The sequence below is a fragment of the Nostoc flagelliforme FACHB-838 genome (assembly GCF_014698065.1).
Lineage (GTDB): Bacteria > Cyanobacteriota > Cyanobacteriia > Cyanobacteriales > Nostocaceae > Nostoc > Nostoc flagelliforme_B.
In genome coordinates, this window is sequence record NZ_JACJSI010000102.1 from 1 (window position 1) to 22,255 (window position 22,255).

Annotated in this window: 12 protein-coding genes; 3 read left to right on the plus strand and 9 right to left on the minus strand. The window is 42.8% G+C overall.

Annotated elements, in window-relative coordinates; genetic code table 11:
• Positions 1 to 730: 730 nt before the first annotated feature.
• The 4 genes from H6G97_RS29690 to H6G97_RS29705 form a co-directional block, all read right to left on the minus strand.
• A complete protein-coding gene (locus H6G97_RS29690; protein WP_190944116.1) occupies positions 731 to 1,735 on the minus strand; it encodes a transaldolase in 1,005 nt (334 codons plus the stop codon).
• Between the two features lie 149 nt (positions 1,736 to 1,884).
• Positions 1,885 to 3,315, minus strand: coding sequence for a pyruvate kinase (gene pyk, locus H6G97_RS29695; protein ID WP_190944117.1), 1,431 nt, complete (start codon positions 3,313 to 3,315; stop codon positions 1,885 to 1,887).
• A 253-nt stretch (positions 3,316 to 3,568) separates the two neighbouring features.
• Positions 3,569 to 4,612 carry a type I glyceraldehyde-3-phosphate dehydrogenase gene (gene gap, locus H6G97_RS29700; RefSeq protein WP_190944118.1) on the minus strand — a complete coding sequence of 348 codons (1,044 nt, stop codon included), beginning with the start codon at positions 4,610 to 4,612 and terminating at the stop codon, positions 3,569 to 3,571.
• 246 nt (positions 4,613 to 4,858) lie between these two features.
• Positions 4,859 to 6,697 (minus strand): vWA domain-containing protein, encoded by a 1,839-nt coding sequence (locus H6G97_RS29705; protein WP_190944119.1) that lies wholly within the window; start codon positions 6,695 to 6,697, stop codon positions 4,859 to 4,861.
• A 301-nt stretch (positions 6,698 to 6,998) separates the two neighbouring features.
• On the opposite strand from H6G97_RS29705, the gene H6G97_RS29710 reads away from it, so the two are divergent.
• On the plus strand, positions 6,999 to 7,358 hold the full coding sequence (locus tag H6G97_RS29710; protein ID WP_190944120.1) for a Rieske (2Fe-2S) protein: 360 nt from the start codon (positions 6,999 to 7,001) through the stop codon (positions 7,356 to 7,358).
• A 159-nt stretch (positions 7,359 to 7,517) separates the two neighbouring features.
• Here H6G97_RS29710 and H6G97_RS29715 read toward each other — a convergent pair whose 3' ends face one another.
• Complete coding sequence (locus H6G97_RS29715) at positions 7,518 to 8,051, minus strand: Hsp20/alpha crystallin family protein (RefSeq protein WP_190944121.1); 534 nt, start codon at positions 8,049 to 8,051, stop codon at positions 7,518 to 7,520.
• 817 nt (positions 8,052 to 8,868) lie between these two features.
• Between H6G97_RS29715 and H6G97_RS29720 the strand changes: the two genes are divergently transcribed.
• Positions 8,869 to 14,523: a PAS domain S-box protein gene (locus tag H6G97_RS29720; protein ID WP_190944122.1), complete on the plus strand. Its 5,655-nt coding sequence runs from the start codon at positions 8,869 to 8,871 to the stop codon at positions 14,521 to 14,523.
• 1,157 nt (positions 14,524 to 15,680) lie between these two features.
• On the opposite strand, the gene H6G97_RS29725 is transcribed toward H6G97_RS29720, so the two are convergent.
• The 4 genes from H6G97_RS29725 to H6G97_RS29740 form a co-directional block, all read right to left on the minus strand.
• A complete protein-coding gene (locus H6G97_RS29725; protein ID WP_190944123.1) occupies positions 15,681 to 16,100 on the minus strand; it encodes a response regulator in 420 nt (139 codons plus the stop codon).
• Between the two features lie 114 nt (positions 16,101 to 16,214).
• Positions 16,215 to 16,592 carry a response regulator gene (locus H6G97_RS29730; protein ID WP_190944124.1) on the minus strand — a complete coding sequence of 126 codons (378 nt, stop codon included), beginning with the start codon at positions 16,590 to 16,592 and terminating at the stop codon, positions 16,215 to 16,217.
• Positions 16,593 to 16,688: 96 nt separating this feature from the next.
• On the minus strand, positions 16,689 to 19,556 hold the full coding sequence (locus H6G97_RS29735; RefSeq protein ID WP_190944125.1) for a PAS domain-containing protein: 2,868 nt from the start codon (positions 19,554 to 19,556) through the stop codon (positions 16,689 to 16,691).
• Positions 19,547 to 21,406: a response regulator gene (locus H6G97_RS29740; protein ID WP_190944126.1), complete on the minus strand. Its 1,860-nt coding sequence runs from the start codon at positions 21,404 to 21,406 to the stop codon at positions 19,547 to 19,549. Before H6G97_RS29740 ends, H6G97_RS29735 begins: the two co-directional genes overlap by 10 nt.
• A 286-nt stretch (positions 21,407 to 21,692) precedes the next feature.
• Between H6G97_RS29740 and H6G97_RS29745 the strand changes: the two genes are divergently transcribed.
• Positions 21,693 to 22,079 carry a hypothetical protein gene (locus H6G97_RS29745; protein WP_190944127.1) on the plus strand — a complete coding sequence of 129 codons (387 nt, stop codon included), beginning with the start codon at positions 21,693 to 21,695 and terminating at the stop codon, positions 22,077 to 22,079.
• Positions 22,080 to 22,255: the final 176 nt, after the last annotated feature.

Here is a 22,255-nt window from a genome sequence, read left to right on the forward strand (position 1 = left end):
GATACTAAGTTCCCAGCAGATGATTTTTGCGTCATATATCATATTTTATAACGCCGTGTCTACCAATCTACATTCTGATTTTTTCTTTCTACCCCGATTTACCGAGCGGATACAAATATTCGACGCCGGCAGCAGTTTAGACAACGGCAGATTATCCAACGACGACAGCCCGGACGATACCAGATTATCCGCCGTCGTTATTAATCTGACTTTTCACGTTATGTGAAAAAGCTAACGATTGACTTAACCCCCTAACCCCCTTGCCTACGTTCGCGTAGCGGCACGAAGTGCGGGAAGGGGGAAAATTTAAAGTCTCTCTCCTTTTAGGCTACGGTGTACACACAAGTCCTCTAGGGTTGCCTCACAGGCTTTTGATCCCCCCAACCCCCCTTAAAAAAGGGGGGCAAAAACCTCTCAAAGTCCTCCAATTTATCGGAGGATTTAGGAGGATCTACAACGAGATGTGTGTACACCGTAGCCTTTTAGGAGAGAGGAACTTCCAAGAAATAAATTATCCAAATAAACGAACCACAGAGACACAGAGAACACAGAGAGAGGATGAATAAAGAGAGTTTTCGTGTCAGTTTTGGAACATTTTTTTATTTGGAAGTCCCAGAGCAATAGAAGTGAGGTTTTCCAGATACCGTGAAAAGTCAGGTTATTAATCAGGATTGATGCAACTAACTAATGGTTAGTGGTTCAACCACTAACCACTAACTATGGTTACGTTCTAATGAGCTGCTACTACCTCTCCTTCAAGGCGAACTAGTCGGTCTGCTAAAAGTTTTTCAAGGTCTTCTAGTGCCTTGGTGAAACCTTTGATGCCCTCATCTAGTTTGTCGGTTGCCATGCGGTCTGCGGCGTGCATCTTGTCATAAGTAGCTTTGTCAACGGATATCTTTTCGATTTCCAAGTTTGCTGCCTTGGCGGGGTCAAGTTTGCGTGGCAGTTCTCCAACAGTTGCTTGCAATTCAGCCAAAAGTGATGGCGAAATTGTCAACAAATCACTACCTGCAAGTTCAGTAATTTCACCAAGGTTACGGAAGCTAGCTCCCATAACTTCGGTTTTATAACCAAATTTCTTGTAGTAGTTGTAGATTTTGGTGACGGACAAAACTCCTGGATCTTCGGCTGCTGGGTAACTATCGCGTCCGGTATCTTTTTTGTACCAGTCGAGAATCCGACCGACGAACGGAGAAATCAGGGTGATGCCGGCTTCTGCACAGGCGATCGCTTGGTGAAGACCAAACAACAAGGTAAGGTTACAGTGAATACCTTCTTTTTCGAGAATTTCCGCAGCGCGAATACCTTCCCAAGTGCTGGCGATTTTAATTAAGACGCGATCGCGCCCAATTCCGGCGGCTTTATACTGGGCAATTAATTCCCGTGCTTTAGTGACGGTAGCTTCAGTATCGTAGGACAAACGAGCATCCACTTCCGTAGACACGCGACCGGGAATGATTTGCAAAATCTTTAATCCAAAAGCAACTGCCAAACGGTCAAAAGCTAGAGAAACTATCTGTGCTTGGGTGGCTCCGGCTCCAGCATCTTTCTTCGCTTGGAGTAAAGTTTGATCGACAATTCCCTGATATTCTGGCATCTGCGCCGCAGCAGTAATCAGCGAAGGATTGGTGGTAGCGTCTTGGGGTTTGAACTTTTCAATTGCCTGGATATCCCCTGTATCTGCGACTACAACAGTCACTTGTCGCAATTGTTCCAGTAAATTCTTAGACATAAAATACTCCGTGATGAATGTTACAGGATTTACTTATTCCCCAGTTCTTTACACTCTTTACTCTTCCTTCAATTCTGATTCTGGCAATTTTTCTTGATCATTGCCCAATTTTGTTTACTATCTTCAGCCACAGCCCTATTCTAAGTGCCTTATGCAGAAATTGGCTGTCCAATGGAATGCACTTTGATTAAGCTAGTTGTTCCTGATTTACCAATTGGAACACCAGAGGTAATTACTACTTTATCGCCCTTATTCGCTAAACCCATGTCTACAACTGTGTTCACCACATTGGTAAACATCTCTTCGGCATTGTGGACTGGTGGGATTAACAAAGCTTCCACACCCCAAGAAAGCGCTAGTTGGCGATAAGCGGTGATGTCAGGGGTAAGGGCAATAATGGGAGAAGTAGGGCGATATTTAGACACCATTCTCGCAGTACTTCCTGATGAAGTGTTACAGAGAATTGCCCGTGAGCCTGTTTCATAGGCGATGCGACACACGGATTCTGCTACAGATTCAGTAACGCTGAGACTGCCTGCTTCATGACACCAAGCGTGTTTGCTACCCTCATCTAAAGCCTGTTCTGTCCGCACAGCGATATTGTGCATCATCTCGACGGCGGCGATGGGATATTGCCCGACAGCTGTTTCACCAGAAAGCATTACTGCATCCGTCCCATCTAAAATGGAGTTGGCAACATCGGTTGCTTCGGCGCGGGTGGGATCGGGGGCGCTAATCATCGACTCTAGCATTTGGGTGGCTGTAATCACCGGCTTGCCAGCACGATTGCAACGGCGAATAATATCTTTTTGAATTAAGGGTACTTCGTGAATTGGTACTTCTACCCCTAAATCGCCACGAGCAATCATAATCGCATCGGCAACCTTCAGAATTGAATCAAAATTCTCTACTGCTTCTGCTCTTTCGATTTTGGCAATTAAGCGGATGGAAGCACCAGCAGCTTCAATCATTCGCTTGGCCGGTTCTAAGTCTTGTGGCGATCGCACAAAGGACACCGCCACCCAGTCTACACCCAACTGAATCCCAAAGCGTAGATCCAGCAAGTCTTTTTCGGTGATCGAACTAACAGGTAAAGGAGTTTGTGGTAAGTTTACTCCTTTGTGCGTGGAAATTAACCCGCCAATTTTCACTTGGGCGCGAATGCGATCGGCGTCACGAGCAGTAACTATCAACTTGACACGACCATCATTAATCAAAATTGGTTCGCCTGGTCGTACCATTGCGAACAAAGTCGGTAATGGTAAGGGTAGTTCGTCGATACTCTCACCCTTTTCTTGCAAAACAAAGGTGACTTCAGTACCAGCTTCCAGATTTAACCCTTCTGGTGGTAAAGTTCCCAAGCGGATTTTGGGGCCACAGAGGTCTTGCATAATTGCGATCGGCTTTTGCTGCTCAGTACTAATTTGTCTGAGATAGTGAGCAGTTTGGGCGTGGAATTCATAAGCCCCGTGGGAAAAATTCAGCCGCGCCACATTCATTCCGGCTTTTACTAAGGCTTGCAACTTTTCGGGTGCAGATGTAGCCGGGCCAACAGTACAAATGATTTTGGTTCGACGCATAGGGATTAGGGGTTGAGGAGTAACCTGCAAATTTGGATGGTTTATACCAATTCGTAATTAAGAGACTTCGCATCCAAATTAACATGTGCTTTATATCGCTTGTTTTGTAAATAAAGATACTAGATGGTGTTTTGTTTTCGCGGTATTTACCATTTGACCCAAATCCCAAAAGCCAAGGGTCAAAAGTCAAAAGTTAATGACCAATGACCAATGACCAATGACCAATGACCAATGACTAATGACTAATGACCAATCAAACCACAGCATCTGTAGGTGCGAGTTTCTCCTTTTGTGACATAGACAACATCAGGTCAATCACGCGATTTGAGTAGCCCCACTCGTTGTCATACCAGGCAATTACCTTAAAGAAGTTTGAGTTCAACTCAATCCCAGCACCTGCGTCGAAAATACTAGAATGGGTATCGCCTTGAAAATCTGTGGATACTACTTCTTCATCTGTGTAGCCCAGGATACCCGCTAGAGAACCTGCGGCAGCTTCCTTCATGGCAGCACAGATTTCCTTATAACTAGTAGCTTTGGCAGTTTTGAAAGTTAAATCAACTACAGAAACATCGGGAGTCGGAACTCGCAAAGCCATACCAGTTAGCCTACCCTTCAATTCTGGTAAAACCAACGCTACAGCTTTAGCTGCGCCTGTAGAGGAGGGAATAATATTCTGGCTTGCACCTCGACCACCCCGCCAGTCTTTCTTGCTGGGGCCGTCTACAGTTGGCTGAGTGGCAGTCATCGCATGAACTGTGGTCATTAACCCTTCGGTCAATCCAAAGTTGTCATTGATGACCTTAGCTATGGGAGCTAGACAGTTTGTAGTGCAGCTAGCATTAGAGACAATTATATCCTTGCTGGGGTTAAATAAGTGATGGTTTACACCCATTAGTAGGGTGGGAACTCTATCTGGATCTTTAGTAGGAGCAGAAATTACTACTCGCTTTGCACCTGCCTTCAAGTGGTTTGCGGCTCCTTCGTAGTCAGTGAAAAGCCCGGTAGCTTCAACGACATAATCTGCACCTAATTTTCCCCAAGGTAACTCTGCTGGGTTCCTCACCGACACGCAAGGAATGAAATGCCCATCAATGAGGATACCATCTTCCTTGGCTTCAACCTTATGCTTTAATCTGCCGTGGGTTGAGTCGTACTTTAATAGGTAAGCGAGGTTATCTGGTGGTACTAGGTCGTTAATACCTATAAACTCAATGTTGGGGTTATCGATGCCAGCGCGAAGCACAAGTCGCCCGATTCGACCGAAGCCATTGATACCAACCTTCAATTTAGTCAAGATTAAACCTACCCTTGTGGAAAGTTGAACAAAAGGAGAAAGTTAAAAGTCAAAATAGATTGCCTTTTACTCTTTACTCTTTGATCGTGACAGTCTCAGTCAACTAAGGGATATTTACTTGGCATATTTTAAGGATTGGCGACAAGAGGCAGAGGGGCAGAGGAGAGGAATTTTCCCTCTGCTCCCTGCTCCTGGGTCACTGAGCGAAGCTGAAGTGATGCTCCCCACTCCCACCCAATACCCAATTCAAGTAGGTTGGACAAATCGCTTAATTTCACCACAGGCAATATAAGATTTGCCATCTGGTGCAGTTTTGACTTCATCAACGACGTAAAGCATACCTTCCTCGCGAACCGATCGCGGAAAACGCATATTCCAATCTGGTTCATATCCGTCGGAAACTACCCTAGCACGGAGCTTACTGCCATCTTTGACACACTGAACTAAAATGCTGTCCCCTACACTGTCAGCTGTGGGAAGATCAGCGGCACTGGCAGGGCCTTTGGAAGCTTTACCTGTGTTAGCTCGATTGGATTGTCTAGGAGCAACAAAAATATCTGTTTCACCGGGTTGAACAAAACGGCTGATATTACCACGTACCCGGTAGAAAGTGGCATCGCTTGAAAGTTCCAATCCTTCAACAACATAGCGTGCCCCCTCCGCACGAATGGCCCGAGGAAACTGGATGTTCTTGGTTGAATCGTAGCCTTTAGACACGACTTTCACCCGCAGTTTACCCCCATCACGAAGGCAGTACAATTCAACACCTGAACCGACTTCATTCACAATCGGCATCGCGTACACTTCATCGCCAGCAGTGACACCTCGACCCACCAGATCGTTGCGATTGCGCGTCATCGTTTGGTAAGTCTGATCCCGCATCTCTTTACGTCCGGCATTGCCTAGAGCTTTTTGAGCGATCCGACCTGCAAAATACTCAAGCTGATCGATCTCTTCAGCAATTTCAAAATTCTCGTTCAACCCTTTATCTCGCAAATCTTTCACAAGTGCCCGGAGGGTTTGTTCAGCTTCCTGATGCTTGCCATGTTCAGCTAAATTGAGTCCAGTCTCTTTGGCCTTAGCAATGGTAAGGCGACTCAGTTCCAGAATGATATGGCTCGTAGCAGCAAAAGCTGCTTCCTCAACGGTGCCAACTTTGGCGACGACATCGGCTGTACCTGAGATGCTTTGAATAACGTCATCTTGCACAACATCGGCGCTGTAATGCAGTTTCATCACAGGTAACTCTCCAACTTGAGCGCTTGAGATCGCCAAACTCAAACCCAGAAGTTTGTCTTCGCCCTCATAAAGCTCTCCCAAGGTGATGACAGCTTGGCCAGCATCATTCTGGCTAACTTTAGCAAGACTTAAGGTATCAACAAGGCTGACACCATCAGCTAATTCGAGTGTCACCTTGAGGTTCTGTCCCACTACTGCTCTAAGACTGTTTAGCTCAATGCTAAACACTTCAGTTGCTTCGTCGATGCTCTGAATGAAGTAGAAGTTGCCCGTGGCGGCTCTTGCCATACCAATCAGCAGGTCTTCATTGAAACCCTGAGCAAAACCTAACGTAGTTGTGATAATGCCTTCCTCAGCTTTTTGCCCCGATGTCGCCGTCAGTATTTTGGGGTCTTGAATGCCCATATTGGCGTGACCATCGGTAAGCAGGAGAACACGGTTGATTTTTTGCGGATCGAGTCGCGTTTTTACGTGTTCACAGCCTTTGAGCCATCCCCCCGATAAGTTGGTAATACCGCCTGCTCTTACCTTGCGAATAGAACTTTTCAATGCGGCTTTGTTAGTCACAGCCTGGGGTGACACAACACTGTCCACTTCATCGTCGTAAACAACTACTGAGAGAATGTCATAAGGCTCAAGTTGATCTACCACAGACTCAGCGGCTTTGAGTGCGTGATGCAAGGGAGCGCCTGCCATAGAGCCGGAACGGTCAATTACAAGAGAAAGGTTAAGGTTACGTCGGGGAGATTTAGCTATGTCAGCACGAAAACGTAGCAGAATATTAGTCTTTAATGAAGATCCGGCGGGGAGGATAGACTGGTCAAATTCGTAACTTGTCTTAATCATTTTTTATATTCCTTGAAATTGCCTGTTATAAGCTACAAGCCTTATGATGATTGGACAATCAGTGCTTTATTTAGTTTATCCAGAAATAAAATTTTTCAGTGTAAAAAGGATAGTTTATGCAATATTTTATATTTGCTGTCTTCCGCCAGCGTAGGTAAAGCCCGTCGTAAACATCGCTCTTTCAGGAAATAGTTTGTGAGCTACTGACTTCATCCTTGCTGACTCCTCTATACTGAAAGGCGATCGCACTGGTCATAATTGCGGGAAACTGAAGGCATATCTATTAGGAAAGGAGAACCTAATGAGCTGGACTAAAGTTCTTGCAGTCGAAGCACTTTCGCCAGGTGCGCGACAAGTGGTGAAAGTTGGCAACCGGAAAATTCTGGTTTTGAATCACGAAAATCAGCTTTATGCTGTAGATAACAACTGTCCTCACTTAAAATTACCCTTGAAAAATGGGAAAATTACTGAAAGTGGGGCAATTGTTTGTACCTTCCATCGCAGTGCTTTTGACCTGCGGACTGGTGAGGTACAAGGATGGTGTGCCTGGCCACCTGGTGTAGGTAAGGTACTCTCGTTGGTTTCACAACAAAAAGCATTACCAGTATTTCCTATTCGTGTAGAAGAAGGCAGTATCTGGGTTGATGTGCAAGAGGAATAGTAACCTCTGGCTCAATTTACTGCTATTGGGCAAATATCTGAAGTTGCGAGTAAGCAAAAACCCCAGCTAATGAGTTTAGCTGGGGTTTCTATTAATATTTACCTAATACAGAGATAGAGCAACTATTGAATGAGAAAATCTTATATTTTCTCAAGCAGTTTAAACGCTTTGCTGTGATGTAATGTTGTTTTGTGCGTTACCATTGCCAGCTTCTATAGAAGCTGTAGCACTTTGAGATTGACCTAAATTAACTTTGAATACCTTGTTCTGCTCTTGCTCCAGTTTAGGTAAAGTCAACATTAAAATTCCATCTTTGAGGTCTGCTTTAACTTGTTGATTCTGAACTTTGCTTGGCAGAGCAATTACTCTAGTGAAGTTGCCATACCGGAATTCAGAATGAAGTTTAGCGTTAGATTGGGAATGTTTTTCGTAACGATGCTCACCTGTAATCGAAACTGCATCTTGAGTCACTTGAATATCCAGGTCTTTAGCTTCCACGCCGGGAATCTCTGCTCTTAATAGCAACTCTGAACCATTGTCGTGTAATTCCACAGCAGGAACCCATGCTGTTCTCTGTGATGGAGATATATCTGAGTTACCACGCTCGGCTACTGTCAGTTCAGAGAAGAGTTGATCCATTTGACGACGCAAAATCTCCATTTCACGGAATGGTTCCCAACGAATGAGTGCCATACTTCAATCTCTCCTTAACTTTCTAATTCAATTTGGGATAATCAAACAAAGTTTTAGAGCTATTTAAAGGTTTCAGATATTTAAGTAAATATCGAACCCTTCGTTTAGTAGAGAGAAGCTTTATTTGCTTTGTTTCTTCTCTCTACTAAGTAATTTAATAAAAGAAAAATCTAAAACTAGTTGGGTAAACCGTACAGACATAAGTTGGATTTACCGTATCAAACAAAAAAAGGATGAAAAGCTTAAGAATGTCAAAGTAAGTAGGCAATAATACATATAGCGGTTTGCAGTTGCCTGGAGTATAGATAAGTCGTAGGGGCGCATAACCTTATACCCGTACTGTGTGTTTCTTGAGAGCCATGTTCTTGACACGGACAGAGCTATTGTAGAAGGTGTAGTTAAACTTGAACCAAGAACGTTCTTGAACATTGAGGTGGTTGTATCATGAACTCTAGTGTCGCGGCTGTAATGGCTGGAGAGTTGATGCTATTGTCAATCTGATCGAATCAGCACGGTGTATCGGCAATGTCGGCTTTGTTGTATCTTCGTACTCTAATAGCATTTTCAAAAATCTATGTAACGTAATAAATCGGCTGTAGGGGTATACACCTGTACGCCCTCACTATTTAGTGAAATGGTATGACCTTCGCCACAGAGATTTGGCAGTATTAACCAGTTATCCTGTTTCATCCACTGAAGTATGGTAGTAAGCAACAATGGTTTTATTTAAAATTTTGTAACAGAGTTTTGCTTTCTGATTTAATGTTCAGTTTGATTAAAAAATTATTCCTGATAACAAATTAACTTAGTAACTGATATGAATGCTCAAAAAATAAAAATTTTATTAGTTGATGACAACTTAGAGAATTTACATTTTTTATCAGGCATCCTTCAAGACCAAGGTTATCAGGTGCAAAGTGTAGTTTCTAGGGAATTGGCAATCAATACGGCACTGGCTTCTACCCCTGATTTGCTTTTAGTCAACGTTCTCGTACTAGAGATAGATGATTATGAACTTTATCAAGGCTTGAAAGCTAATTATCAAACTCAAAAGATTCCCATAATTGTTTTCGGAATTGTAGATAAAATCTCTGAAATAATAAATATTTTTAATTTAGGTGAGATTGACTATATTACTCAACCATTTCAAACTAAAGAAGTTTTATTACGTGTACAAAATCAACTCACCCTCCAAAGTCTGAAAAAACAGTTAAAAGAAAAAAATACTCAACTCCAACAGGAGATTAAAGAGCGCCAACGGATTGCAGTTGAATTAAATATTCGTGACAGACAAATAGAAGACATTTTCAAAGAAATTCCTATTAACATTAGCAAAAGCATTTGTAGAGAAGTTTACCAAAGCGAACACCTTTTAGTCGAAGCCGCCTTGAAGAAGAGTGAAAGACAGTATCGCCACCTAGTGGAGACATCCCAGGATATGATCTGGTCGGTGGATATTGATGGACTAATTACTTTTGTTAACCCGGCAGTTAAACAGATTTATGGCTACGAACCCCATGAAATGATTGGGTATGCTTTGACTGATTTCATCTCACCGACACAAGTTGCTCAAGATAAAGTAGCTTTTAAGGGTGTTTTTCAGGGAAAATCTATCTTCCAACATGAAACTACCTGTGTAGCTAAAGATGGTACTTTACTTTATTTGATGTTTAATGCGATCGCATTACGCAACCAAGAAGGCCAGGTTATAGGCATGACAGGCACTGCTAGTAATATTACCCAACGCCGACGTGCAGAAAGATTACTGGGAAAAAAGGCAATTAAGCTCCGCAATCATAACCTCGTGCTAACACAATTGGCACAAAATCAGACGCTTTATCAGGGTGACTTGAAAGCAGCTTTGAGCATAATTACAGAAACGGCTGTTAAGAATATTGGCGTGGAACGAGCTAGTGTCTGGCTGTATGACGAAACAGGCATAAAAATCCAGTGCTTTGACCTATTTGAGGGTAGTCGCAATCAACATAGTGAAGGACTATCATTATCAGCAGTAGACTATCCAGCTTATTTTGCAGCTTTGCAGCAAGACCAACCAATCGCCGCCAATGATGCTCATACCGATCCTAGAACTAAAGAGTTTTCTGCGTCTTACTCAAGATTAAACATTATCTCCATACTCGATACACCTATTAGATTAGAGGGAAAAACCGTAGGAGTTTTATGTCTGGAGGCAGTGGGAGTTACTCATCATTGGACACTAGAAGACCAAAATTTCGCTCGCTCTTTGGGCAATTTAACATCTTTGGCGTTGGAGGCAAAAGAACGCCAACGCGCAGAAGCAGCACGAAGAGCTTCTGAAGAAAAGTTAGCATCAGCTTTTCGGTCATCTCCCGATCCAATTGCCTTAATTACTGTTGGCAACAAACGCTACATTGAGGTTAACGACAGCTTTTGCCGATTTTTTGGTTATTCTCGTTCTCAGGTGATCGATCGCACCAATGAAGAATTGAATCTTTGGGTGAATCCAGAAGAATATAATTTTTTCACTCACATCCTGCAACAAAGAAAAGCCATCCGCAACTATGAGATTGATGTCTGCACTTCAACAGGAGAAATCAGGACAACACTGTTGAGTGCAGAAATGATCAAAATTGATGAGCAATGGTATGTACTGGGTACAACGAAAGATATTACTGAACGCAAGCAGGCAGAAAATGAAAGCCGCTTGTTACTATTGACAACCCAAGCTATCACTCGCGCCAATGATGTCAACAACGCCTTAGCAGTGGTCTTGCGCTTAATTTGTCAGACGATTAGCTGGGATTTTGGTGAAGCGTGGATATCTAATGGAGATGGGACTGTTTTAGAACACAATCTCGGTTGGTACGGAGAAGAAAGTAGTTTAGCCGAATTTTCCAGCCAAAGCCAAACTGTGAAATTTGCTCTGGGATTAGGGCTACCAGGAAGAGTTTGGCAGAGCCAGGAGCCAGAATGGATAGAAGATGTTTCTCAAGTTACAGAGCCAGTTTTTTTGCGATCGCAGCAAGCAGCAAAGGCAGGATTAAAAGCTGGTTTTGGTGTTCCCATACTAGCTGGGAACCAAGTATTAGCTGTTTTAGTATTTTTCAAACGTAGCTCAGTAGTAGAAGATCGGCGTTTGCTCTTGCTAGTCAGCGCTGTTGCTGCTCAGTTAGGTGGGTTGATTGAGCGCAAAACCTTAGAACAAGAACTAGCACTCAGAGAAGCTCGCCTCAATGCCTTTTTTAGCAGCGCTCCCGTCGGCATGAACATTGTAGACAGCCAGTTGCGGTTTGTGCAAATCAACCAACTGCTTGCGGAGATTAATGGCTTACCCCAGCAAGATCATATTGGCAAGACTATTTATGAAGTCTTACCCCACATTGCCCTCGAAGTAGAACCAATTTATCAACAGATTCTCTTGACTGGTGAACCCATTCTCAATCAAGAATTAAGCGGCGTATCAATTAAACAACCAGATATTATCCGCCACTTTTTAGCTTCTTATTTTCCGATTCCTGGTGAAGGCGATCGCCCCTCTGGTGTCGGTACAGTTTTAGTAGAAATTAGCTATCGCAAACATATTGAACAAGAACTGGGTTTAGCAAACGAACGCCTTCAATATCTACTCACCTCTAGCCCTGTAGTGATTTATAGTAGCAAAACATCAGAGGATTTTAATACTACCTTTATTAGTGAGAACGTTAAAGAAATGGTGGGCTACGAAGCCCAAGAATTTATCCAAAATTCTAGTTTCTGGCTCCATCACGTCCACCCACACGATATTGAACTCATCTCGGAAAGATTTTCCCACCTGATTGAGCAGGAGTACATTGCTTACGAATACCGCTGGTTACATGCTGATGGAACTTATCACTGGTTCTACGAAAAGATGAGGTTAATTTATGACGAAGCTAACTACCCAATAGAATGCGTTGGTTATTGGGCAGACATTAATGATCGCAAATTGGCAGAATTAGCTTTGCAGTCAGGTCAACAGCAATATCAACTTTTAGCAGAAGCCTCACCAGCTTGTATATTTCACACTGATGCGGATGGCAATGTCTTATATTTTAATCAACGCTGGAGTGAAATTAGTGGATGCAGTTTAGAAGAATCTCTGGGAACAGGTTGGGTAAATGCTGTACATCCAGATGACCGTGAGCAGCTATTGTTGGCATGGAGTCAAACAAGAGTTACTAAATCAATGTATAAATACGAGCATCGTATTTTACGTGATGATAGTACGATCGTCTGGGTAATTTGTCAGGCTTTGCCAGAATTCAGGGATAATGGCGAAATTAAAGGCTACATAGGTACAATTACAGATATTACCGAGAGAAAATTAGCAGAAGAAGCCTTGCGTGAGAGTGCAGAACGAGAAAGAGCGATCGCCCAAGTAATTCAGAGGATGCGCCAAACCCTTGATTTAGAGACAATATTCGCGGCTACCACCGAAGAATTACGGCAAGTACTCAACTGCGATCGGGTTGTTGTCTATCGTTTCAATCCCCACTGGAGTGGCGAATTTGTCTCTGAGTCGGTGGGTAACGGTTGGATTTCTTTAATAGAAGAACACAACAATGATCCCTATCTGACAGAGGGTGTCTTACAAGATGGCCGTTGCCTAGGAAGAATTTTGGATATTGTGGATAACCAGGTGGAAGATTATTATCTGCAAGCAACCCCAGGTGCAGGTTTCCGCAGTGTCCCAGACATTTACAACGCTGAGTTTGATCCTGTTTATATCAAACTCTTAGAGCGCTTTCAGGCAAAAGCTTATATTATTGTCCCCATTTTGTATGGTAGTCAGCTTTGGGGATTACTAGCGAGTTATCAAAATTCCGATCCCCGCCAATGGAAACCAGAAGAAATCAATATTGTAGTTCAAATTGGCAATCAGTTGGGTGTTGCTTTACAGCAGGCACAATTGCTGGCGCAAACTCAAAGGCAGTCACAAGCGTTGCAAGAAGCTGTGATCGTTGCTGATACTGCTAACCGCGCCAAAAGCGAATTTCTCGCCAACATGAGCCACGAATTGCGTACCCCACTCAACGCTATCCTCGGTTTTACCCAAGTCATGAGCCACGATCATGATTTATCTACTGAACATCAGCAAAATCTAGCAATCATTAATCGTGCTGGCGAACATCTCCTCAACTTAATCAACGACATTTTAGAAATGTCTAAAATTGAAGCCGGCAGAATCACATTAAATCTCAACAGTTTTGACTTAATTCGTCTCTTAGAAAACCTCGAAGAGATGTTACGCTTCCGTGCCACCTCCAAAGGATTAGAATTAGTTTTTGAATATACATCTTACCTCCCGCAGTACATCCAAGCTGATGAAAGTAAGCTGCGTCAAGTTTTACTTAACCTCTTAGGAAATGCAATTAAATTTACCGATACTGGAAGGGTAACGCTGCGGGTGGGGATGGGGGCTGGGTACTGGGGAGCAGGGGAGCAGAAAAGAATAATTAATCCCCAATCTCTAATCTTCGAGGTAGAAGACAGTGGTCGCGGTATTGCCACACAAGAAATTGACTTACTGTTTGAAGCTTTTGGGCAAACTGAAACCGGAAGAAAATCGCAACAGGGAACAGGGTTAGGTTTAGCAATTAGCCGTAAATACGTGCAACTAATGGGGGGAGATATTAGTGTTACTAGCACTATTAATGAAGGAAGTAAATTTGCTTTTGATATTCAAATTGGTCTAGCCACAGCCAGCGAAATCCAGGTCAAAAAAACTAGTCGCCAAGTTATTAGTTTAACGCCCGATCAAAGCGAATACCGCATTTTAGTGGTTGATGACGCTATAGACAGCCGTTTAGTGCTAGTGAAAATTCTGACATCCATCGGTTTTGCAGTCCAGGAAGCAGCAAATGGCAACGAAGCGATCGCACTTTGGCAGACATGGCAACCACACCTAATTTTAATGGATATGCGGATGCCGATTATGGATGGCTACGAAGCCACAAAATTTATTAAAACTAGAGAAACCTCAATCCAAAATCTCAGTTGCGCTTCCAGCACAGCAGAGGTGCAACCTAATATGCAAAATCGAAAGACTATTATTATTGCCTTAACTGCTAATGCTTTTGAGGAACAACGGGAGGCAATGCTGAAAGCGGGTTGCGATGATTATATTAACAAGCCTTTCCGTGAAGAACAATTACTAGAAAAATTGAGCAAATATTTAGGAGTTCAATATATTTATCAAGATGAAAGCTATCAGCTAATAAATGCAGAACAACAAGAAAAAAAATCAATATTGACACTCATAGATTTAGCTCCTTTATTATCTGCAATGTCACCTGAATGGGTGAAGAAATTGTGTAATGCCGCAGCTCAATGTAGTGATGACCTAATTTTAGAATTAATTGAGCAAATCCCTTCAGAAAATGCAGTATTGCAAAATACTATTAAGAATTTAGCCCATGATTTTCAGTTTGAAAAAATTATGGAATTAACGAGTATTTTCGGAGCATTATAGCAATTCTCATTTTAATGAGATACATAGTAGGGGCACAGATTTGTGCATTGGTATCAATTTAAGCCTAAATCCCTTTAATATCATGTTTGGCAAATCACTTATAATATGTCATTGCGAATGCAACGAAGTGGAATGAAGCAATCGCAAAGGTTTGGGATTGCCGCGCTACGCTCGCAATGACATAAGTATCAAGTCGAACATGATATAAAACCTCGTTTCCAGCCCAGAGGCTGGAAATGCAACTCAAAAGCGGCTCTGCCGCCAGCCCCAAGACGGTAAGGAGATAAACAAGGTAAGAAATAATCTCTACAAGCTTGTTTTAAAGGATGTTTGAAAAGTTCTTAGTGATATATCAAATCCTTTTAGATCCCCCTAAATCCACGCCAGTTGCTCATGGGGGAAACCCCCTTCTCTACGAGACGCTCCGCGTTGGCGGAAGCCTCTCGCAGAGAAGGCGCTAGCCTCTCCCTTTGGGAGAAGACCGCACTGGCTCCCTGATAAATTGGGGGACTTTAATTCCATTTCCCCCCTTTTTAAGGGGGGTTAGGGGAGATCAATAAGTGCAAAGATACAGCCAACTACTTTTCAAAGAACTTCTTAGACTGACTTTCATGTGAAGTTGACACCAATAACATTGTGTGACCCTACTATGCTACTCAGACTAAGTATTACTGAATAAATAAATTTCTATGGCTACCTGAAACCTTTACTATAAGGAATTGACTAACATTTTTGGGGTTCCTGTGGTTGAGCAGCAGGATATATACAGTAGTGCTATCCGACCACGGTGATGCCTACTTTAAAATGAGTAAACTGGCTGTCTAACTAATGACGCGCTTTTTCTAGTCAAACTTAAACTACTCCTGTTGATTTCTGAACTCAGGTTAGGCATCTCTTGCCAGCACTGACGGCAGAACCAGTAGGTTTCTTGTGAGCGAATGTGACGAAGCATTTGGTTTGAGCAGCAAGGGCAGTTAGCCATAGAATTATTGTTTTATTAAAAAAGTTAAACACAAACAGGTAATTTGCTTTTGGCTTCACTACCAACAGTTTTAATTTATAAGCAGAAAATAAAGAACTAATAAAGAAATGAAAGTAGTTAACAAATTTTAAAAATATCCACAAGCATTGTTCACTCCCTATTTACCCACTTTTGTTTAATCCATTAGTGAAGTAAAATCCCAACCCAGCAATTGAGCAACCTGAGCAGGGAGAGTAACCGGATCAAAAGGTTTGGGGATGACACCTGCGACTTGATACTGTCGCAGAACTTGTGAATCTAACCATCGCGCTTTAGCACTGAGCAAGACTACAGGAATAGTTTGAGTTTCTGGATTATTTCTGAGTTTATTCATCAACTTAAAACTATCCACATCACGGATTGAGATATCTAATACAATCGCATCAGGACTATGGCGGACTGCATTCTCCAATCCTTCTAATGGAGAATCTGCTGTCATCACATTCCAACCAGCTAAATCTTGGAGGCAGAATTTTACTATCTCACGTACATTCAGTTCATCGTCAATGAGCAATATCGTTTTGCCGGTTATATTTACCTCCTCTAGCATATTCATTTCATTTCGTATACCTTTCCTAGGGTATAAAATATTTTTATCTCTAAGGAAAAAATATAGTTTACAAAAATAAAAAACTAATAAAGATATAAATTTTGTTACAAAACTTAATAATCAATCGTCCCAGCCAAGAATCTTGGTAACTTCGTTGCAAATAGAGGTAGGTTCAAAGGGTTTAGTAATCACCCCGGCAATTCCCATCTGGGCAAAACGGGCGCGATCGCTCGCTTGGACTTTTGCTGTTAACAAAATCACTGGTATTGCTTGGGTTAGGGAATTTGCTTGAAGTTGCTCGTATACTGCAAAGCCATCCATATCAGGCATCGACACATCAAGCAAAATGGCAGCAATAGGTTCTGTCTGGGCGATTTTTAATCCTTCTTCCCCTGATGCAGCTGTCAGAGTGTCCCATCCTCCCAAGTCTTCTAAACAAGCTTGTACTAATTCGCGGATTCGTTCTTCATCATCCACAATTAAAAATCTTTTAGTCATTAGTTATTAGTCATTTGTCATTTGTCATTATTTATTCTCCCCCTGCCTCCCCTGCCTCCCCTGCTTCCCCTGCTCCCCCTGCCCCCTGCCCCCTGCCTAATTTCCCGGCAATGGCAGAGTGAAGAAAAACGTGCTGCCGACACTAACAGTACTTTCAGCCCAGATTTGCCCACCGTGCTGATCAATAATACTACGGCAGATAGCCAATCCCAAGCCCGTGCCGCCTTTGGTGCGAGAATCAGAGGCATCTACTTGCTGAAATCGTCCAAAGATTGTTTCTAATTTCTCTGCTGGAATACCTCGCCCTTGATCTGTGATCTGGAAGAGTAGGCGATCTGTTTGCTTCTGGACATTCAGGAAAATAGTAGAATCGGCAGGCGAGAATTTAATCGCATTACCTAACAAATTGGTGAGTGTTTGCACAATGGCATCAGCATCTGCCCAAACTTGAGCATTGCCAGGGTGGATATTAAAGGTGATATTTTGCTGATTGGCGATCGCTTGCACTCCCGCGACTGCTTGTTGAATCAAATCAGCTGCATTGCAGGTTGTCTTTTCTAAGACAGTTCGATCCGATTCTAAGCGTTCCAAATCGAGAATATCGTTGACAAGACGCACTAAGCGATCACTGTCGATGGCTGCAATCTCAATCATTCGCTTAAACTTATCTGGTTTTTTGTCGTAGATACCAGTTTGTAGTAAGCCCAGTGCTGCCCGAATTGCTGTTAAAGGAGTGCGGAGTTCGTGACTAACGATGCCAATAAACTCACTCTTGATCAGATCAATCTGCTGTAGTTCAGTGATGTCTTCGGCAATACCACCAATCCGAACTAACTCTCCTAGTTCATTTTTGATCGGGAATGCGCGATCGCGAATCCAACGGATTGAACCATCAGCACGGATAATGCGATATTTTTTATCCCATTGTCCTGTTGTGATCTTTTCAATTTCGATGTGCAGGCGATCTTCTGGGTGAATTGCATCTAACCAATCTGAATAGTTGTCATACAAGTCTTCACAACTTCTTTGCCAGATGGTTTCATAAGCATTGCTCACATATAGAATTTGCTGACTTTGATTATCAGTCATCCAAAATACTGCTTGGATATTTTCTGTCAGCTGACGAAACTTTTCTTCGCTCTCGCGTAAAGCTTCTTCGATGCCTTTGCGCTCAGTGATATCTTGGTGAACCGCAACCAGAACGTCGCCGTAGTCGGGATGCCTGAATACAGAAGTCGTCACATTACACCAAAATGGTGTACCATCTTTTTTAACATTCTGGACTTCATCGGTAGCTTCAGTATTTCGTAAGACCGCAGACAGAGTGGCTTGATTTACATCTTTAGTAGTTACCGATTCGGTGACATAGTTCACAATCGAAACGTGCTGACCATTGAGTTCACCAGAGTCATAGCCAAACATCTGTTCAAATTTAGGATTGGCATAGACAATAACTGAATTATCAGCTCTCACTAAGCAAATACCTTCCCCCATATTTCGGGTGATTACAGCCTGAAGCTCCAGCATTTGCGCTTGTTCTAAAAGTTTGAGTTGGGTTTGTTGCTGCTCTATAACTGTTTTTTGCAGGCGATCGTTCGTCTGTGTGAGTTGGGCAGTGCGTTCTTGCACTCGTTGCTCAAGTTCGGCATTCAGTTCTTGCAGGGCAATTTGTGCCTCTTTGCGCTCTATCAGTTCAGTCTGTAACTGTTCAAACAAAGCAGCTTGCTGAATAGCAATGCTTACCTGCGCTCCTAAGTGCTGCAACAGAGCAATTTCTGAAGATTGCCACTCACGAGGAGCTGCACAGTGATGAGCCGCCAGTAGCCCCCATAATTCATCTCCTAAGAAAACCGGAACGACCAGATTTGCCCTCACCTGGAGACTTGCTAAAAATTCAACGTGACAGGAACTAATTTCGGCAGTATAAATATCAGCTTTTGCAGTGACTAAGCCCGCTTTAAAGGGTTTGACGTTATCTTCACCAATGCAAGGGTCATTAATCTCTAGTGGTAAAATGGGTATCCATTCTGGTGCAACAGACTCAACAATGGTAGTTCCACCCCAGCCGTGAGAAAACTGGAAGATAATGACGCGATCGCACTTCAGAAACTGCCGCACTTCATCGACAGTGGTTTGCAAGATATCTTGTAAATTGAGCGATCGCCGGATGCGCTGGCTCATCTCCATCACTAAGCGCTGTTGCTCAAATTGCTGTTGCAGCTTATGTTGTGCTTGTTTGCGCTCTTCAATGTCCATAATAGTCCCCGTCATGCGAATAGGCTGACCTACTTGGTTATAAAATGCGTTTCCCCGTCCTTCAACCCAGTGAATGCTATCATCTGCCCAAATAATGCGATACTCATGCTGATAGATGCTGTGAGATTGCAATGCCTGTTGGATTGCTTGGTTGACCGTTTGGCGATCTTCAGGATGCAGGCGGGCAGTATATGTTTCATACTTACCATCAAAAGTTCCAACAGCCAAGCCAAATAACTGTTCGTGTTCTGGCGACCACTTGATTTCTCCTGTCACCATATCCCAGTCCCACATTCCCATGTGCGCTGCCGATAGAGCCATCCGCAGTTGCTGGGCATTTTCTTGAGCCAATTTTTGACTAAGTTGTTTAATTTTTTGTCTGCTGTGCTGAAGATTGGTGGTGAGTAGGTTAATCACCAAAGCAACCAGTAAGAAGATACTTAACCGCAATAATTCTTGTGGTGAATTGATCCAGAATTGAGATCGCGGAGGGATAAATAAATAATCAGTTGCCAGTGTCGAAAGGAGAACCGTAACAATCCCTGGCCGAAAGCCACCATACCAAGTACTTACAATGATAGCGATGTAGAAAAATGCACCAATTGTTCGAGAAATAAGCGGTTCTAGCCAGAGTGACAGCAGCAGGGCGATCGCACTTGACCCAATAGCAACACCGTAGGCCAATAATCGCTGATAAATTATGAGCATTCTTTACTTTTCCCTGCCTGAGAGCGCCAGCACATTCTTTGAATGCGGCTCAATACCCGTGTCACAAGTTCTGGCCCTAGCACTGGCTTACTGATAAAATCATCGGCTCCGGCAGCAAAGGCTTGCTGGAGAGATTCTGCATCAGTATGGGCTGTCACCACCAAAATAGGTAAATCTCCCCACTGGGCATCCTGGCGCACGACCTGACACAACTCTAAGCCATTAACTATCGGCATTTCTAAATCTAATACCACCAAGTCTGGAGATGTTGCAATCAGCACTTCCCAAAATTGCTCTGGTTGCGAGAGAGTTGTGACTTCCAGCCCCCAAGGAGTTAGTAACGCCGATAATCCAGCCAGTATTACAGGGTCATCGTCTACGATTAAGACTTTGGCTTCTGAAGTTTTTGGTTGAGTTAAGACACGAGCGATCGCCTGAAAAATCTGCTCGGTTGTGGCAGGTTTATGCAAAAATTTCTTAGCCCCTAAACGCGATACTGTCAATCTATCTGTCAGGGTATCTCGTCCTGTAAAGACAATCACTGGGGTATTTGGCGATCGCTGTGTTATCTCGCTCAATAGAATTAACCCGTCTTCCTCTGTTGTCGGAAAACTCAAATCTAGTAAAACAGCGTCAGGAGTTGCTAAGGAAAAAAGCGATCGGGCTGTTGCTAAGTTTGGTGCAACCTTCATCCTGATTTTCCATGACTCGGCTTCTGCCTGCAACTGCTCCGTTAGCGTGGCATCATCATCGATTACTAACACACGATAATTTTGGTTTATCGGGAAGCTTTGAGCAGTGGAAGTGACAGCAGGCTTGGTTAACTCTTGGCGTAATGCTGTTACCAGTTGCGAAAAATCAGACATTTGCTCTGGAGATAAGGAGGAATCTTCAAGCAGCAAATGCTCTATTTTCCGTGCTAGCCGAGAACCCTCTGGATAACCGAATGATCCCATCGAGCCTGCTAGCTTATGGGCTTCACGCAATGCCTGCTGCTGTAACTCTTGCTTTAAATTCCCTGCCAGGAGCGCAGTTTTTGCCTGCTCCAGCACTACAACCTGTCCGCCAAAGGAATTACGGAATTTCTCTAGCACCCGATTTACAGGAGTTATATCTTTGGAACCGGGTTTTTTCTTTCCATCTTGATTCTTTTCAACAGCAGAGATGGAATGATTAGGTGCAGGCTTGATGCGATAGCCCATGCCATATACTGTTTCTAGAATTTCTTCTGTCAGACCTCCTGTTTTCAGTTTCTTTCGTAAATCTTTAATATGAGTCGTCACTGCACTTTCAGTCGGTGCATCATCAAATCCCCAAAGCCGGTCTAAAATCGCTGAACGGCTAAAGATACGATCTCGATTTTGCAAAAATAATTCCAGCAGATTATATTCTGTTGCTGTCAGGGGAATTTCCTGGTCATTACAAGTTACTCTACCGGCACTTGCATTCAAACAAAGATTTCCCCAGGTTAACCTGGATGGTGAGATTGCCTGATTACGTCGTAATAAAGAGCGAATTCTTGCTAGTAATGCTTCTGGGTCGAATGGCTTAATGACGTAATCATCTGCCCCGGCATCTAACCCAGCGATAATATCTGCATTAGAATTTTTCCCTGTTAACAAGAGAATAGATTTACGGTAGCCTTGCGATCGTAGTTGTCGGCACAAGCTAATGCCATCCAGTTTCGGAATTAGCCAGTCCAGTAAAATCAAATCATATTCAGCCGATATCGCTAGTTCTAATCCAGCTTGTCCATTGCTGGCTATGTCGATAGTATAACGATTTGCACTCAACGACTCGAAGAGCGCTGTACTCAGTAATATGTCATCCTCTACCAACAAAATTTTCATAAATTGCATCCAAAAAAGATGCTTATGACACCTTCGCTATCACAGCGCGTACCATCTGTGTGGTTAAGCTCTTGTGTAATTTTAATATATTGTTACAAAGGTTACAACAATTTAATTTAGGTTTATCAATATTTTTTTACAAATCTTGATAATAAAGTAATATTTTTCTTTACTTTGATTATTAGAGGTTAATTTAATTATTTTTTCTGTAAAAACCTAGAATCCTCATCAAATCTTTAGATTTAGAGATTATTTTTTTTAAAGTCTCAATTATGTTTTAGAGATTATGCAATACCTCTACTATCTGCCCAATGCTAGTCTGACACTGCGGGTTGTTGAATATTTTAAGAGGAATGAGTTTCCGATTAAATTTGTGACTGTAATTAATCAATATGATGGTTGGATAATTAAGGTCAAAATGAAATCCTTGGTTTCTGTAGAAAAGGATAAGAATATTAGAGCTTTCTTGAGTGAATTAGGAATTATTTACTCACCATCTGATTTGATGAGTCAGGTTTTGAGCAGTTTGGAGGCTGGAGAATCAGCAATTAAAGTTATGGTACGCTATAAGGTGGTGGTAGTTTCTCACGGTAGACCGCAGCCCGAAGAGATTGAAGTATTCCGACAAACTTATATCCGCGGATTGGGCTACTGTCCACAAAACTTAGCTTGACTGCAAATAGCAGCAAACTTTAAGTTTGTCAGGTACAAAATCCCCCTACCCTCACTGTCGCGTGGGTAGGGGTGAGTGCATTTATCTATAATTTTGACTTTGAATACTCCCCAAACGAGCAGCATCACGAATGTTATATTCGGGTCGAGTAAAGCGATTTAGCTGCATTTCAAAAA

Excerpts from the sequence above, each read along its gene's own strand:
- H6G97_RS29690 (WP_190944116.1), bottom strand. The coding sequence starts at position 1,735 with ATGTCTAAGAATTTACTGGAACAATTGCGACAAGTGACTGTTGTAGTC.
- pyk (WP_190944117.1), bottom strand. The coding sequence starts at position 3,315 with ATGCGTCGAACCAAAATCATTTGTACTGTTGGCCCGGCTACATCTGCA.
- H6G97_RS29705 (WP_190944119.1), bottom strand. The coding sequence starts at position 6,697 with ATGATTAAGACAAGTTACGAATTTGACCAGTCTATCCTCCCCGCCGGA.
- H6G97_RS29710 (WP_190944120.1), top strand. The coding sequence starts at position 6,999 with ATGAGCTGGACTAAAGTTCTTGCAGTCGAAGCACTTTCGCCAGGTGCG.
- H6G97_RS29715 (WP_190944121.1), bottom strand. The coding sequence starts at position 8,051 with ATGGCACTCATTCGTTGGGAACCATTCCGTGAAATGGAGATTTTGCGT.
- H6G97_RS29720 (WP_190944122.1), top strand. The coding sequence starts at position 8,869 with ATGAATGCTCAAAAAATAAAAATTTTATTAGTTGATGACAACTTAGAG.
- H6G97_RS29725 (WP_190944123.1), bottom strand. The coding sequence starts at position 16,100 with ATGAATATGCTAGAGGAGGTAAATATAACCGGCAAAACGATATTGCTC.
- H6G97_RS29730 (WP_190944124.1), bottom strand. The coding sequence starts at position 16,592 with ATGACTAAAAGATTTTTAATTGTGGATGATGAAGAACGAATCCGCGAA.
- H6G97_RS29735 (WP_190944125.1), bottom strand. The coding sequence starts at position 19,556 with ATGCTCATAATTTATCAGCGATTATTGGCCTACGGTGTTGCTATTGGG.
- H6G97_RS29740 (WP_190944126.1), bottom strand. The coding sequence starts at position 21,406 with ATGAAAATTTTGTTGGTAGAGGATGACATATTACTGAGTACAGCGCTC.
- H6G97_RS29745 (WP_190944127.1), top strand. The coding sequence starts at position 21,693 with ATGCAATACCTCTACTATCTGCCCAATGCTAGTCTGACACTGCGGGTT.